The sequence below is a fragment of the Edwardsiella anguillarum ET080813 genome (genome assembly GCF_000264765.2).
In the GTDB taxonomy this organism is placed as follows: Bacteria; Pseudomonadota; Gammaproteobacteria; order Enterobacterales; family Enterobacteriaceae; genus Edwardsiella; species Edwardsiella anguillarum.
In genome coordinates this window covers 2,224,816-2,240,281 of sequence record NZ_CP006664.1, presented here as the reverse complement: position 1 = coordinate 2,240,281, position 15,466 = coordinate 2,224,816, and the positions used below count along the sequence as shown (strand labels likewise).

General features: G+C 60.4%; 14 protein-coding genes and 1 tRNA gene. 9 read left to right on the top strand and 6 right to left on the bottom strand.

Features of this window, described 5'->3' with window-relative positions; translation table 11 throughout:
- Positions 1–5: 5 nt before the first annotated feature.
- The gene (bacA, locus tag ETEE_RS10080) at positions 6–824 is read right to left on the bottom strand and encodes an undecaprenyl-diphosphate phosphatase (protein ID WP_034162831.1); all 819 of its coding nucleotides are present in this window, start codon (positions 822–824) and stop codon (positions 6–8) included.
- A gap of 48 nt (positions 825–872) precedes the next feature.
- Positions 873–1,238 carry a bifunctional dihydroneopterin aldolase/7,8-dihydroneopterin epimerase gene (gene folB, locus ETEE_RS10075; protein WP_034162833.1) on the bottom strand — a complete coding sequence of 122 codons (366 nt, stop codon included), beginning with the start codon at positions 1,236–1,238 and terminating at the stop codon, positions 873–875.
- 178 nt (positions 1,239–1,416) lie between these two features.
- Between folB and plsY the strand changes: the two genes are divergently transcribed.
- Entirely contained in the window at positions 1,417–2,085 is a 669-nt protein-coding gene (gene plsY, locus ETEE_RS10070; protein WP_034162834.1) for a glycerol-3-phosphate 1-O-acyltransferase PlsY, read from the top strand.
- A 21-nt stretch (positions 2,086–2,106) separates the two neighbouring features.
- On the opposite strand, the gene tsaD is transcribed toward plsY, so the two are convergent.
- Entirely contained in the window at positions 2,107–3,132 is a 1,026-nt protein-coding gene (gene tsaD / locus ETEE_RS10065) for a tRNA (adenosine(37)-N6)-threonylcarbamoyltransferase complex transferase subunit TsaD (protein ID WP_034162836.1), read from the bottom strand.
- 213 nt (positions 3,133–3,345) lie between these two features.
- On the opposite strand from tsaD, the gene rpsU reads away from it, so the two are divergent.
- The 3 genes from rpsU to rpoD all read left to right on the top strand — a co-directional run bounded on the left by rpsU (position 3,346) and on the right by rpoD (position 7,568).
- Positions 3,346–3,561 (top strand): 30S ribosomal protein S21, encoded by a 216-nt coding sequence (gene rpsU, locus ETEE_RS20090; RefSeq protein ID WP_005295814.1) that lies wholly within the window; start codon positions 3,346–3,348, stop codon positions 3,559–3,561.
- Between the two features lie 187 nt (positions 3,562–3,748).
- A complete protein-coding gene (gene dnaG, locus ETEE_RS10055; RefSeq protein ID WP_034162837.1) occupies positions 3,749–5,497 on the top strand; it encodes a DNA primase in 1,749 nt (582 codons plus the stop codon).
- A gap of 235 nt (positions 5,498–5,732) precedes the next feature.
- Positions 5,733–7,568 (top strand): RNA polymerase sigma factor RpoD, encoded by a 1,836-nt coding sequence (gene rpoD, locus ETEE_RS10050; protein ID WP_034162838.1) that lies wholly within the window; start codon positions 5,733–5,735, stop codon positions 7,566–7,568.
- A gap of 98 nt (positions 7,569–7,666) precedes the next feature.
- Here rpoD and mug read toward each other — a convergent pair whose 3' ends face one another.
- Positions 7,667–8,173, bottom strand: coding sequence for a G/U mismatch-specific DNA glycosylase (gene mug / locus ETEE_RS10045; RefSeq protein ID WP_034162839.1), 507 nt, complete (start codon positions 8,171–8,173; stop codon positions 7,667–7,669).
- A 135-nt stretch (positions 8,174–8,308) separates the two neighbouring features.
- Here mug and ETEE_RS10040 point away from each other — a divergent pair.
- Positions 8,309–8,384: transfer RNA gene (locus ETEE_RS10040), tRNA-Ile, on the top strand.
- Between the two features lie 222 nt (positions 8,385–8,606).
- On the opposite strand, the gene fsa is transcribed toward ETEE_RS10040, so the two are convergent.
- Positions 8,607–9,269 carry a fructose-6-phosphate aldolase gene (gene fsa, locus ETEE_RS10035; protein ID WP_034162840.1) on the bottom strand — a complete coding sequence of 221 codons (663 nt, stop codon included), beginning with the start codon at positions 9,267–9,269 and terminating at the stop codon, positions 8,607–8,609.
- 143 nt (positions 9,270–9,412) lie between these two features.
- Between fsa and ETEE_RS10030 the strand changes: the two genes are divergently transcribed.
- Both ETEE_RS10030 and ETEE_RS10025 read left to right on the top strand, forming a co-directional pair.
- Entirely contained in the window at positions 9,413–10,312 is a 900-nt protein-coding gene (locus ETEE_RS10030; protein WP_034162841.1) for a glycyl-radical enzyme activating protein, read from the top strand.
- 4 nt (positions 10,313–10,316) lie between these two features.
- Positions 10,317–12,749, top strand: coding sequence for a formate C-acetyltransferase/glycerol dehydratase family glycyl radical enzyme (locus ETEE_RS10025; RefSeq protein WP_034162842.1), 2,433 nt, complete (start codon positions 10,317–10,319; stop codon positions 12,747–12,749).
- A 58-nt stretch (positions 12,750–12,807) separates the two neighbouring features.
- On the opposite strand, the gene ETEE_RS10020 is transcribed toward ETEE_RS10025, so the two are convergent.
- Positions 12,808–13,209 (bottom strand): YgiW/YdeI family stress tolerance OB fold protein, encoded by a 402-nt coding sequence (locus ETEE_RS10020; RefSeq protein ID WP_034162843.1) that lies wholly within the window; start codon positions 13,207–13,209, stop codon positions 12,808–12,810.
- Between the two features lie 213 nt (positions 13,210–13,422).
- On the opposite strand from ETEE_RS10020, the gene qseB reads away from it, so the two are divergent.
- Positions 13,423–14,082, top strand: coding sequence for a quorum sensing response regulator transcription factor QseB (qseB, locus tag ETEE_RS10015; RefSeq protein ID WP_034162844.1), 660 nt, complete (start codon positions 13,423–13,425; stop codon positions 14,080–14,082).
- Positions 14,082–15,446, top strand: coding sequence for a quorum sensing histidine kinase QseC (gene qseC / locus ETEE_RS10010; RefSeq protein WP_034162845.1), 1,365 nt, complete (start codon positions 14,082–14,084; stop codon positions 15,444–15,446). Before qseB ends, qseC begins: the two co-directional genes overlap by 1 nt.
- Positions 15,447–15,466 lie beyond the last annotated feature (20 nt).

The window sequence follows — 15,466 nt, the reverse complement described above, 5'->3', positions numbered from 1 at the left end:
CGAGATCAGCAGAAGACCAGATAAACCGCCGCCGCCACGATAAAGCGATAAATGGCGAAAGGCACAAAGGAGATCCGCTTTATCACGTTCAGGAAGGTCTTGATGGCGATCAGCGCCACCACAAACGCGGTAACAAATCCCACGCTGAACATCGGCAGATCGCCCAGCGACAGATAGGGCAAGCTTTTGTACAGCTCCAGCGCGCTGGCGCCCATCATCATCGGCACCGCCAGAAGAAAGGAGAACTCTGACGCTGCGTAGCGGCTCACGCCCATCAGCATGCCGCCAGAGATCGTCGCCCCTGAGCGGGAGAAGCCAGGCCACAGCGCCAGGCACTGAAAGCAGCCAATCATAAACGCCTGACGATAGGTGATGTCATCCAGCCCGACCGCCCGCGCCTGCGCCGGCTTTAGCCATTCAGCGGCCAGCAGCAGCAGACCGCCCACCACCAGAGCATAGGCCACCGTCAACGGGGTAAACAGACTCTTGATAAAATCATGGAACAGCAGCCCCAGCACCACCGCCGGGATCATCGCCAGCACAATATGGCCCAGCGTCAGCTGCCCCTGACCGCGCCCTTCGCGCGCCACCGGGCGACCGAAGTGGATCCCGATCAGCCCAAACAGACGGCGCCAGAACATCACCACCACCGCCAGGATCGAGCCCAGCTGGATAATCACCTCAAACGTTTTCGCCTTATCCCCTTCAAAGCCCAGCCAGTGGCCAACAATAATCATATGGCCGGTGGAGGAGACCGGTAAAAACTCCGTCAATCCCTCGACGACGCCCAGAATAAACGCATTAAGCAGCGTATGCAGATCCATATACTCTCATTCTCTTCTTAGTACAGACGGCCAGTGGGCCGTAAAACGTTAGATGTCTGCCGTGCGGCAACCGCGCTCAATCACCACCCCGACGCTGTGCGCCTGGGCGACCGCGCCCGGCTTGCTCACCCGCAGGCGAACCCAGGGGCTGTTAAAGCGCGCCATCAATAGGGCGGCAACCTCTTCGGCCACCCGCTCGACCAGGGCAAAGCGATTCGGCTCTACGTGCTGTAGGATAGCCTCACTCACCTCGGCATAGCTCAGGCAGTGCGCCACGTCGTCGCTCTGTGCGGCGCGGCGGTTGTCCCAGCCCAGCTCGACGTCAAATACCAGCCTCTGACGGATCGTCTGTTCCCACTCAAATACCCCGATAGTGGTGACGACGGTCAACCCTTCGATAAATACGATGTCCATCACGCGATTCCCGTTTTTTAGCCTGCTTCGGATACCACTTCTTGTAGAATGTGCGTATTATCCACAGATATCCGACGCTGTCGCGCACTAATCCATCCTGCGGCACGGGTGACCGGTCAGCGGGCGTACGGCGGCTCAACACCCTGATTTCTCTTTTACTCAAGACGGAGATGAATCCATGAGTGCGACTGCGTTAGGCATGATCATTTTCGCCTACCTGTGCGGCTCCATCTCCAGCGCCATTCTGGTTTGCAAAACGGCCGGACTCCCCGACCCAAGGGAAAATGGTTCTGGTAATCCCGGAGCAACCAACGTGCTGCGCATCGGCGGCCGCTTAGCCGCCGCCGCCGTGCTGATCTTCGATGTGCTTAAGGGGATGATCCCGGTCTGGCTGGCCTATAAGCTAGAGGTGTCCCCCTTTTACCTCGGCCTGACGGCCATCGCGGCCTGCCTGGGCCATATTTACCCGGTATTCTTTCGCTTCCGCGGCGGTAAAGGCGTCGCGACCGCCTTTGGCGCCATCGCCCCCATCGGCTGGGATCTGACCGGGCTGATGATCGGCACCTGGCTGCTGACCGTGCTATTGAGCGGATACTCCTCGCTTGGCGCCATCGTCAGCGCGCTGATCGCCCCCTTCTACGTCTGGTGGTTTAAGCCGCAGTTTACCTTCCCGGTGGCCATGCTCTCCTGCCTGATTTTGGTGCGTCACCACGACAATATCCAGCGTCTGTGGCGTGGGAAAGAGGGAAAAATCTGGAAGAAAAAGGGCGCCAAAGACGCCCAGGATAGCGAGGGGCAGGCCACGCCTACGCCTCCCCGCGATGACGAACCGCCAACGCCGCGCTGAATACGCGAACGCCGCGGAGCGTTAACCGCCGACCGCCGCCGGCGGCAGCTCCGCCAGCGGCCAGCGCGGACGTACGCGAATAGACAGATCGGCATCGACGCCGCTCTTCAGACGCACCATGCCGGCATAGGCGATCATCGCGCCGTTATCGGTGCAGAACTCCGGACGGGCGTAGAACACCGCGCCACCGCGCTGCTGCATCATCTGCGCCAGACGCCCGCGCAGCGCACGGTTTGCGCTCACGCCGCCGGCCATCACCAGGCGCTGAAACCCGGTCTGATCCAGCGCACGGCGGCACTTGATCGCCAGCGTATCTACCACCGCATCTTCAAAGGCACGCGCAATATCGGCGCGGGTTTGCGCGTCATCGCCGTTGGCGTGAATCGTATTGGCGGCAAAGGTCTTCAGACCGGAGAAGCTGAGGTCCAGCCCCGGGCGATCGGTCATCGGACGCGGAAACACGAAGCGCCCCGGCACGCCCTGCTGCGCCATCTTGGAGAGAACCGGCCCACCGGGATAGTCTAGCCCCAGCAGCTTAGCCGTCTTGTCAAAGGCCTCCCCTGCGGCGTCGTCAATCGACTCGCCCAGCAGGCGATACTCGCCGATGCCGGTGACGCTGATAAGCTGGGTATGGCCGCCGGAGACCAGCAGCGCGACAAACGGAAACGCCGGAGGATTCTCCTCCAGCATCGGCGCCAGCAGATGCCCCTCCATGTGGTGTACCGGCACCGCCGGCACGCCCCAGGCAAACGCCAGCGACCGACCGACTGTCGCCCCGACCAGCAGCGCCCCGACCAGCCCCGGACCGGCGGTATAGGCCACGCCATCCAAATCCGCCGGGGTCAGATCCGCCTCACGCAGCGCCGCCTGAATCAGCGGCACGGTCTTCCGCACATGGTCACGCGACGCTAACTCCGGAACCACGCCGCCATAGTCAGCATGCAGCTTAATCTGGCTATACAGCTGATTGGCCAGGATCCCTTTTTCATCGTCGTAAATGGCGATACCGGTTTCATCACAGGAGGTTTCGATCCCCAGAATACGCATGGCGGCTCCAACAACACGTTCAGTACAACTCAAAGTGGCGCATAATAGCACAATTCTGCTATACTACTTCGCTTTCTTACTGCGGCCCATCGCCGTTGAAGGATGAGACAGCGCTTTACAAGCGGGTGCTGTTCGGATTAAAATTCCGCACCATTTTTGAACAGCTGGCGCATGGCCAGCGAAAATACCGATTTTTATCGAGGTGAGAGGCACATGCCGGTAATTAAAGTACGTGAAAACGAGCCGTTCGACGTAGCTCTGCGTCGCTTCAAACGTTCCTGCGAGAAAGCAGGCATCCTGGCTGAAGTTCGTCGTCGTGAATTCTATGAAAAACCGACCACCGAACGTAAGCGCGCTAAAGCGTCTGCTGTTAAACGTCACGCCAAGAAACTGGCTCGCGAAAACGCACGCCGTACTCGTCTGTACTAATTTGACCGGGGTTTTCCCCGCCGAATCCAGGTCACAGACCATGTCGTTGTTTGTATCGCACGGGCAATGACATACGAAGGCCGTGCCTTCCGAAAGGAAAGCGCGGCTTGTTCTCGTTTAGAGGCTGTAAAACTGTTTGCCTGTCGCCCTCTCAGCGCCGACGGCGGACAACCACTGTAAAGGGCTTATGGCTGGACGAATCCCACGCGTATTTATCAACGATCTGTTGGCTCGTACCGATATTGTCGAGCTGGTTGATGCGCGTGTGAAACTTAAGAAGCAGGGGAAGAACTACCACGCCTGCTGTCCATTCCACTCAGAAAAAACGCCCTCGTTTACCGTTAACGCGGACAAACAGTTTTACCACTGCTTCGGCTGCGGTGCCCACGGCAACGCCATTGATTTTTTGATGAACTATGATCGGCTTGAGTTTGTCGAAAGCATAGAAGAGCTGGCGACCATGGCGGGGCTGGAAGTGCCCTATGAGTCCGGCAGCGGGCCGAGCCAGATGGAGCGGCATCAGCGCCAGAACCTGTATCAGCTGATGGATGGCCTGTGCGGCTACTATCAGCAGTCCCTGCGTCAGCCGGGCGCAACGCAGGCGCAGCAATATCTGACCGGGCGCGGCATGAGCCAGGCCATTATGGATAGCTTTGCCATCGGCTACGCGCCGCAGGGCTGGGACAACGCCCTGAAACGCTTTGGCCGCGACGCGGGCGGTCGTACGGCGCTCAACGATGCCGGGATGCTGGTGAATAACGAGAACGGTCGTAGCTACGATCGCTTCCGTGACCGTATCATGATCCCCATCCGTGACAAACGCGGGCGGGTGATCGCCTTTGGTGGTCGGGTTCTGGGCAACGGCACGCCGAAATACCTGAACTCGCCCGAAACGGAGATTTTCCATAAAGGCCGCCAGCTGTTTGGCCTGTATGAGGCGCTGCAGCACGCCGCACAGCCGGAGCGTCTGCTGGTCGTCGAAGGTTATATGGACGTCATCGCGCTGGCGCAGTATGGCGTCAACTATGCGGTGGCATCGCTGGGAACCTCCACGACCGCCGAGCATATCCAACTGTTGTTCCGCCATACCGACAGCGTCGTGTGCTGTTACGATGGCGATAACGCCGGGCGCGAGGCCGCCTGGCGCGCGCTGGAGACCGCACTGCCCTACCTGAGCGACGGCCGTCAGCTAAAGTTTATGTTTTTACCCGAAGGGGAAGACCCGGATACGCTGATCCGCAAAGAGGGGGCCGAGGCCTTCGAACGGCGAATAAACGATGCGCATCCCCTGTCCACCTTTCTGTTCGACAGCCTGCTGCCGCAGGTCGATTTGAGTACCCCGGATGGCCGGGCCAAGCTGAGTGCGCTGGCGCTGCCGCTTATCGGCCAGGTACCCGGCGAGACGCTGCGTCTGTACCTGCGCCAGTCGCTGGGACAGAAGCTGGGAATACTCGACGATAGCCAGCTGGAAAAGCTGCTGCCTCGGCGCAGCGAAGCGGTAAAGAATTATCAGCCGCCGCGGTTAAAACCAACGACTATGCGTATACTTATCGCATTGCTGGTACAAAACCCGGCGTTAGCCGCCGAAGTACCGACGCTGGACGGATTACGCCAGCACCCGTTGCCGGGCCTACCGCTGTTCATCGAGCTGGTAGAAACCTGCCTGGCACAGCCGGGACTGACTACCGGGCAATTGCTGGAGCTGTATCGCGATAATAAATATGCGTCACAGCTTGAAACGCTGGCAACGTGGAACCACATGATTATTGAGCCTATGGTGCTCGAAACCTTCGTGGATACCCTCGGCAGTCTGTACGACGCCGTGCTGGAGCAGCGCCTGGAGCAGCTCATCGCCCGAGCCAGAACCGACGGGCTAACGCCTGCGGAGCGCGAAGAGGTGCGCTCACTGAATGAGGCGCTGGCCAAAAAGAACTAACGCATAATAAACACCGTCGGCATTAATAGGGCGGTGACTAAACTTAATAGTAAATTTAGCGGCTTGATTGCCGATACCACGCAGGATGTAGCCCCTGCATGCCGCAATACCGGGGAGCGGCGACGAATGAAAGTAACCCGCGTACGGCCCTGATAATCCGGGCCTTAAGCATCGTTGGCGGTCATAGATAATCCGACCAACACCAATTCAAACTCTGAAGTGTGGATACCGTCTTATGGAGCAAAACCCGCAGTCACAGCTCAAACTTCTTGTTACCAAGGGCAAGGAGCAAGGCTACCTGACCTATGCTGAGGTCAATGACCATCTGCCGGAAGATATCGTCGACTCCGATCAGATCGAAGACATCATCCAAATGATTAATGACATGGGCATCCAGGTGATGGAAGAAGCACCGGATGCCGATGACCTGATGCTGGCGGAGAACATTGCCGACGAAGACGCCGCAGAGGCGGCGGTACAGGTTCTGTCCAGCGTCGAATCCGAAATTGGCCGTACCACCGACCCAGTGCGCATGTACATGCGTGAAATGGGCACCGTCGAGCTGCTGACCCGCGAAGGGGAAATCGATATCGCCAAGCGTATCGAGGACGGTATCAACCAGGTTCAGTGCTCCGTCGCCGAATACCCGGAGGCCATCACCTACCTGCTGGAGCAGTATGATCGTGTTGAAGCCAGCGAAGCGCGTCTGTCCGACCTGATCACCGGTTTTGTCGATCCCAACGCCGAAGAGGAGATGGCGCCGACCGCAACCCACGTGGGTTCTGAGCTGCCGGAAGAGGAGCTGGACGACGACGAGGATGAGGACGAAGACGAGGACGACGACAGCGACGATGACAACAGCATCGATCCGGAGCTGGCGCGTCAAAAATTCGTTGAGCTGCGCCAGCAGTACGAAAAAACCCGTCTGGCCATCAAGGCCGAAGGACGCAGCAGCGGTAAGGCGCAGGAAGAGATCCAGAATCTGTCTGAAATCTTCAAACAGTTCCGCCTGGTGCCGAAGCAGTTTGACTATCTGGTCAGCAACATGCGCGAAATGATGGATCGCGTACGTGGTCAGGAGCGCCTGATCATGAAGCTGTGCGTTGAGCAGAGCAAGATGCCGAAGAAGAACTTCATCACCCTGTTTACCGGCAACGAAACCAGCATCACCTGGTTTGACGCCGCGCTGGCCATGGGCAAACCCTGGGGCGAAAAGCTCAAGGATATGCGTGAAGACGTTGAGCGTAGCCTGCAGAAGCTGCACCTGATTGAAGAAGAGACCGGCCTGACCATTGAACAGGTCAAAGACATCAACCGTCGTATGTCCATCGGCGAGGCCAAAGCGCGTCGTGCGAAGAAAGAGATGGTTGAGGCTAACCTGCGTCTGGTTATCTCCATCGCCAAAAAGTACACCAACCGCGGCCTGCAGTTCCTGGACCTGATCCAGGAGGGCAACATCGGTCTGATGAAGGCGGTCGATAAGTTTGAATACCGTCGCGGCTACAAGTTCTCCACCTACGCGACCTGGTGGATCCGTCAGGCGATCACCCGCTCTATCGCCGATCAGGCGCGCACCATCCGTATCCCGGTGCATATGATTGAGACTATCAATAAGCTCAACCGTATTTCACGCCAGATGCTGCAGGAGATGGGGCGAGAGCCGACGCCGGAAGAGCTGGCCGAGCGCATGATGATGCCAGAAGACAAGATCCGCAAGGTGCTGAAGATTGCCAAAGAGCCGATCTCCATGGAAACGCCGATCGGTGACGATGAAGATTCGCATCTGGGTGACTTTATCGAAGATACCACCCTGGAGCTGCCGCTGGACTCCGCGACCTCTGAAAGCCTGCGCTCCGCCACCCGCGACGTGCTGGCCGGGCTGACCGCCCGCGAGGCGAAAGTCCTGCGCATGCGCTTTGGCATCGATATGAATACCGACCACACCCTGGAAGAGGTCGGTAAGCAGTTCGATGTTACCCGTGAGCGTATCCGCCAGATCGAAGCCAAGGCGCTGCGCAAGCTGCGCCACCCAAGCCGCTCTGAAGTCCTGCGCAGCTTCCTGGACGACTAAACCCGTCTCGGCCACGCGACGCTTCCCCACCCCGGTCTGCTGGCCGGGGTTTTTCTTTTTCAGCGCGCGGCGCGTTCACCCCGCTCCCGCCAACCCGCTCAGCGATCCTGCGGCGTCAGCGCCAGATAGAGCTCCCGGTAACGCTCTACCAGCGCAGTCAGCGTCGCCCGATTCAGGCCGCTGGGGTTAGGCAGCACCCACAACATCGTATCGCCGATACCCAACGCCTGGCGTCCCCAGGCGGGGCGGCGAATCCCAAATGCCTGGGTAAAGGCCTGTTTACCCAACACCGCCAGCGCCTGTGGCTGATAGCGCGCGATCTTCGCCTGTAGCGCATCCCCCCCGGCGCGCAGCTCCGCGGCCGTCAGCTCGGCGGCCGTTACCGTCGGGCGCTGTACCAGCGCGGTGATCCCACAGCCGGTATCCAGTAGATGACGCTCCTCCTGGGGCGCCAGCTGACGATCGGTAAAGCCCGCCAGATGGATCACCGACCAGAAACGGTTATGCGGATTAGCAAAATGGTAGCCCGTATGGGCCGAGCTCAACCCCGGGTTGATGCCGCAAAAAACCACCCGTAGCCCGGGTGCCAAAATGTCCACGCTCATCACGTCGCCTTTGCATTCTCGTCGTACCCGAAATCTTACCGTAATAACAACGAGCTAGCCATGTTCAAAAAAGCGGCGTCCGCTGCGCTAGCACTGGATCTTCCCCCTTGATTTACTCTATAATCCTCGCCATTCGGCCCCTTAGCTCAGTGGTTAGAGCAGGCGACTCATAATCGCTTGGTCGTTGGTTCAAACCCAACAGGGGCCACCAAATTTTAGCTTTAGATTCAATCGATTAAGCCACCCTCAACGAGGTGGCTTTTTTGTTGGTAAACGATATTGTCCCTTTTCCTCCCCCCCGCCCACGCGCGCAAGCGACGCGTATAACGGCCTAGTCCATATTATCTACGCGGCGGGAAAGGAAAGCAGAGGCGCTAAAGGGCGGGCTCCCGTCCGCGCGGCGGCGGACGATAGTCCACACGGAAGGGAGGGATTACAGCGTGCGACGGCCAAAGGCATCCTGCCAATCCTGCTCAAACTGGGCAACCGCGGCCGTGACGGCAGGGGCGCTGATAAACTGCTCGGCGACCTCCACCGGCAGGGTAATCGCGCCGCAGCCCGCCAACAGACAGTCCAGCGCCTGACGGGCATTCTTGAAGCTGGCGGCCAGCACCGTGGCCTGCGGCGCATGCAGGGTCAGTAGACGCTGCAGCGCCTCTACCGTCTGAATCCCATCTCCCCCCTGCGCATCCAGCCGGTTAACGTAGGGCGCGATATAGTCGGCACCGGCCAGCGCCGCCAACAGCCCTTGCCCGGCCCCGTATACCGCGGTACCAAGTGTAGGAATACCTTCCTGTTTCAACAACTTAATTGCTGCTAATCCTTCCGCCGTCACCGGCACCTTCACCACCAGATTGTCCACGATGGCGCGTAGCGCGCGCGCCTCGCTCACCATGCCCTGCGCATCGTTCGCCATCACCTGGGCAAACAGACGGCCGCGGCCGCCCAGCGCATCGTACAGGCGCGGTAGCGCCTGCGCGGGCGACAGGCCACTGCGGGCCAGAATGCTGGGATTGGTGGTGACACCCGCCAGCGGCAGGAGACGGGCCAGGCGCTGAACGGCCGCGCCGTCGGCTGTGTCGAGATAGAGTTCCATGCTTATGTCCTTAATCAAAGGTGACGCAGGGCTAATTTTTGTTCAGTATAGCGGCGAAAAGCGCTCCAATTATTGATTAAAATCAAATCAACTTTCATTCGAAAGTTATTTAATCTTCATAAGAAGAAAACGGAGCCTTGACGATGATCTTTAATATCCAGCGTTACTCCACCCACGATGGCCCGGGGATCCGCACGGTGATCTTCCTCAAAGGCTGTTCCCTGGCATGCCGCTGGTGTCAGAATCCAGAGAGTCTGACCCGAACGCCCCAGCTGCTGTATGACGAACGCAGCTGTCTGGCGGAGTGCACGCTATGCCAGCGGGCCGCCCCCGCGGTCGCCATACGCACTGGCCAGGGGCTTACACTGCGGCGCCAACGGGCCGATGCCGACGCCCTTGAGCGCCTGCGCGAGTGCTGTCCCAGCCAGGCGCTGACGGTCTGCGGTGAGGCACTCCCCGTCGATGAGATCCTGCGCCAGGCTGAGCGCGATCGCCCTTTCTATCAACGCAGCGGCGGCGGCATCACGCTCTCCGGCGGCGAGCCCTTTATGCAGCCGACGCTGGCCGAAACGCTGCTCCGGCGCTGTCATCAGTCGGGGATCCACACCGCCGTTGAGACCTGTCTGCATGTGCCCTGGCGCTATATCGCCCCGGCGCTGCCCCATACCAATCTGTTCCTAGCGGATCTCAAGCACGTCGATGAAGCGCGCTTCCGTGAGTGGACCGGCGGCAGCGCGCGGCGGGTTATGGATAATCTGGCGCGCCTGGCCGCCGCAGATGCGACGCTGATCCTGCGCGTGCCGCTGATCCCCGGCTTTAACGCCAACCTCGGCGATATCCGCCGGATCGTCGACTTTGCCGCCGCAGCGCTCACCGTCCGCGAGATTCATTTCCTGCCCTACCACACACTGGGGCGCAATAAATACCGTCTGCTCGGTCAGCCTTATCTGGCACCTGCGCAGCCACTAAACGATCCCGCTTTGCTCGATGCGGCGCGCGAGTATGCGTGCCAGCGCGGTCTGAGCGTGATTCTGGGAGGATAATACGATGACCATACTGCAGCTGAACACCCTGAGTGCGCGTATCCGGGCGCATAAAGAGGCGCTGATCCATATCGTCATGCCGCCGATCTGCACCGAGCGGGCGGTTCACTACACCGAGGCCTACCAGCGTCATCTGGACAAACCTGTGCCGGTACGCCGCGCGCTGGCGCTGGCGGAGCACCTGACCCGTCGCACCATCTGGATTAACCATGATGAGCTGATCGTGGGTAATCAGGCCAGCCGGGTACGCGCGGCGCCGATCTTCCCGGAGTATACGGTAAGCTGGATCGAGAAGGAGATCGACGATCTGGCCGATCGCCCCGGCGCCGGTTTCAACGTCACGGAGGAGGACAAAGCGGTTCTGCACCGCGTCTGCCCATGGTGGCGCGGGCAAACCGTGCAAGATCGCTGCTACGGCATGTTTACCGATGAGCAGAAGGCGCTGCTGGCCAGCGGCATCATCAAGGCGGAGGGCAACATGACCTCCGGCGACGCCCACCTGGCGGTCAACTATCCGCTGCTGCTGGAGATCGGTCTAGATGGGCTGCGCGAGCGGGTTGCCGCGCGTCGTCGTCGCATCGATCTGACGCAGCTGGACGATCTGCACGGCGAACAGTTCCTCAAGGCCGTCGATATCACGCTCGAGGCGGTTAGCCAGCACTGCCTGCGTTTCGCCGCCCTGGCCCGACGCATGGTCGTCGATGAGCCGCGGGCCGAACGGCGCAGCGAGCTGCTCACCATCGCCGACGGCTGTGAACACATCGCCCACCGACCACCGCAGAGCTTCTGGCAGGCGCTGCAGCTGTGCTACTTTATCCAGCTGCTGCTGCAGATCGAATCGAACGGCCACTCCGTCTCCTTTGGCCGCATGGATCAGTATCTCTACCCCTGGTATCGCCGCGATGTCGAGCTGGAGCATCGCCTCAGCCGCGAGCAGGCCATTGAGCTGCTGCAAAGCTGCTGGCTGAAGCTGCTGGAGGTCAACAAGATCCGTTCCGGCACCCATTCCAAGGCCTCGGCGGGCAGCCCGCTATACCAGAACGTCACCATCGGCGGTCAGAATCTGGTGGACGGCACGCCGCAGGATGCGGTGAATCCCCTCTCCTACGCCATTCTGGAGTCCTGCGGACGCCTGCGCTCCACCCAACCCAATCTGAGCGTACGCTACCATGCCGGGATCAGCGACGACTTCCTCGAGGCCTGTACTCAGGTGATCCGTTGCGGCTTTGGCATGCCGGCGTTCAATAACGATGAGATCGTCATTCCGGCCTTTATCGACCTTGGCGTCGCACCACAGGATGCCTATCAGTACGCCGCCATCGGCTGTATTGAGACCGCCGTGGCGGGAAAATGGGGCTACCGCTGCACCGGGATGAGCTTTATCAACGTTGCCCGCGTCATGCTGGCGGCGCTAGAGGGGGGACGCGACGCCACCAGCGGCGACATTTTCCTACCACAGCCACAGGCGCTGTCACAGGGGAACTTCGCGGATTTCGAGCAGGTGATGACCGCCTGGGAGCACCAGATCCGCTACTACACGCGCAAATCTATCGAGATCGAATACGTGGTTGATACGGTGCTGGAGGAGAACGCCCACGACATTCTCTGCTCCGCACTGGTGGATGACTGTATCGAGCGCGCCAAGAGTATCAAACAGGGCGGGGCCAAATATGACTGGGTCTCTGGCCTACAGGTCGGTATCGCCAACCTGGGCAACAGTCTGGCCGCGGTGAAAAAGCTGGTCTTTGAGCAGGGCAGTATCCGCCAGCAGGATCTGGCCGACGCGCTGGCGCAGGACTTTAACGGCCCGCAGCATGAGCTGCTGCGCCAGCGCCTGCTCAACGGTGCGCCCAAGTACGGCAACGACGATGACAGCGTGGACGCACTGCTGGTGCGGGCCTATGACGGCTATATTGATGAGCTGTCCCACTACTGCAACCCACGTCACGGTCGCGGGCCGGTCGGCGGCGGCTACTACGCCGGCACCTCGTCGATCTCGGCCAACGTCCCCTTCGGCGCCGCCACGCTGGCCACGCCGGACGGCCGTAAGGCCCATACGCCGCTGGCGGAAGGCGCCAGTCCCGCCTCCGGCACCGACCGTATCGGACCGACGGCGGTGATGGGCTCGGTCGGCAAGCTGCCGACCCGAGCCATCCTGGGCGGGGTGCTGCTGAACCAGAAGCTCAACCCTGCAACGCTAGAGAATGAGCGCGATCGCCAAAAGCTGATGCTGCTGCTGCGCACCTTCTTTGAGGTTCATAAGGGGTGGCATATCCAGTACAACATCATCTCACGCGATACCCTGCTCGATGCCAAGGCACACCCTGAGCGCTACCGCGATCTGGTGGTACGCGTCGCCGGCTATTCGGCATTCTTTACCGCGCTGTCGCCGGATACCCAGGACGATATCATCGCCCGCACCGAACACGTGCTGTAATAAAAAACGGCGCCGTCCAACCGGGACGGCGCCGCCATGCTCACCTTCGCTGCATTAATCAGTTCATCTTATGTAGGCGCTTAACATCGATCTTGGTGGTGTTCCAATCTTTGTCGACCTCACCCTGGATCTCCACCTTGTCTTTCGGCGTTACGGTCTGCCCGTTCCAGTACTTGTGGTCGATCTCAACTTCAATGGTACCGGTGGCATCGCGGAAAGTGTAGTGGTCGCCGCGCACGCGCTGTTCAATGTTGCCCTGCAGCACAACCCAGCTGTTATCGTTGAGATCTTTCGCCTTCGCCACGGTAGTCACCGCCTGCTGGCCGCCGACAAAGCCGCCGCTCTGCTGGGTATTCTGAACCTGTTGCGTCGTACCCGGGCCAGAGAATCCACCTGTCTGAGCCAGAACCGGTGCACTGCACAGGGCCAGAATAGCGAAAATAGCAGCACTTTTTTTCATCATTGTTCTCCCGTTATGGAATTCAGAAAGCAGCCTCGCTGACTGCCGATGAGTGCATTACACCAAACAGTCCTTAACAAGATCTTAAGTATGTATCATAGCGCCCAATTTTTTTTATCACCGCCGATAGTGCCCGATTACGCAGCGCTAACGCTGTACAAAACGCTTGCCACACGGTTAAATCAGGCGCAGTAGTCAAGGGAAAATGAGCATATGCGCGTACTGTTAATTGAAGACGATCGCCTGATCGGCGACGGCATTAAAGCCGGATTGAGTAAGATGGGATTTAGCTTGGACTGGTTTACCGATGGGCTGCAGGGTATGACGGCGCTGGAGAGCGCGCCCTATGACGCCGTGATCCTCGACCTGAGCCTGCCGGGCATCGATGGGCTGGAAATCCTGCGCCGCTGGCGCGAGGCGGGGCACGCGGAGCCGGTTCTGATCCTGACCGCCCGCGATGCCCTGGAGCAGCGGGTAATCGGGCTACAGCAGGGCGCAGACGACTACCTGTGTAAGCCCTTCGCCCTGATCGAGGTCGCCGCACGCCTGCAGGCCCTGATCCGCCGCAACCACGGTCAGGCCCAAACCCTGCTCAGCCACGGCGCGGTGAGCCTCGATCCCCTGAGCCTCACCGCCACCCTCGACGGCGCGTCGCTACCGCTAAAACCCAAGGAGTTTGCCCTGCTGGAGCTGCTGCTGCGCAACGCCGGGCGCGTACTGCCGCGCTCGCTGATCGAGGAGAAGCTCTACAGTTGGGATGACGATGTCTCCAGCAACGCCGTCGAGGTCCACATTCACCATCTGCGCCGCAAGCTGGGCAGCCACTTTATCCGCACCGTGCACGGCGTCGGCTACACGCTGGGAGACGCCTGATGCGCCATCTGTCCCGCCAGCTGACCCACAGCCTGCGCGCCAGGCTGACCGGCGGCTTTTTGATCCTGGTACTGCTGGTCTGGAGCAGCGCCAGCATCCTGACCTGGTATCAGACGCGCGACGCGCTCAACGAGCTGTTCGACACCCAGCAGATGCTGTTTGCCAAACGCCTGCTGGCCTTCGATCTCAGCCAGCTAAAGCACCCGCTGCAGCTGCCACAAAGCCATGATTTGCTACGCAAACACCGCGGCGATCAGGATAAGGACGCGCTGGCCTTCGCCATCTTCAACGCCGATGGACGCATGCTGCTCAACGACGGGGACAACGGCGATAATCTGGTGTATCGCTACCAGGGGGACGGCTTTACCGATGGCTATCTGGATAACGACGATGACAGCTGGCGGCTGCTGTGGCTCACCACCCCGGACGGACGCTACCGGATTTTAGTCGGCCAGGAGTGGGACTATCGCAACGACATGGCGCTGAGCATCGTCGGGGCGCAGATGGTGCCTTGGCTGGTTGCGCTACCGGTCATGGTGATCCTGCTGCTGCTGGTGGTCAGCCGCGGGCTGGCGCCCTTGCACCGCCTGGCGGCGGCGCTAGGGCGACGGCGCCCGGACGATGCCACCCCGTTACCCCGCGATGCCATTCCCAGCGAGGTCTGGCCGGTGGTCGAATCACTCAACACCCTATTTGCCCGTACCAACGCGCAGATGGTGCGCGAGCGGCGCTTTACCTCTGACGCGGCCCATGAGCTGCGAACCCCGCTGGCGGCGCTGCGAGTTCAGGCCGAAGTGGTACAGCTGGCGCAGGATGATATCGCCCTACGTCAGCGCGCGCTGGGCCAGCTGGAGCAGGGGATCGATCGCGCGACCCGCCTGGTGGATCAGCTGTTGACCCTATCGCGCCTCGACTCGCTATCCCAGCTGGATGATGTGCAGCCGCGGGCACTGGCCGAGCTCCTACAGACGGCGGTGATCGACATGGACGCGAAGGCCCATGCCGCAGGGGTCGCCCTGGCGCTATCGGTAGACGATCCCAGGGTATGCCGGCGTATCCAGCCGCTGCTGTTCTCTCTGCTGCTCCGCAACCTACTGGATAACGCGATCCGCTACAGCCCGGCGGGCAGCCAGGTCACCCTGCGGCTGACCAGCCACAGCCTGCAGATCACCGATAACGGCGCCGGCGTCAGCGACGCCGTGCTGCAGCGCTTGGGCGAGCGCTTCTACCGTCCGCCGGGCCAGGAAAAAACCGGCAGTGGACTGGGTCTCTCCATCGTCCGTCAGATAGCCTCCCTGCATGGGATGCAGGTACAGTTCAGCCACGCGCCGGACGGAGGGTTTCAGGTCACGCTGCGCTGGTAAGCGACGCGCCCGCCGACGCG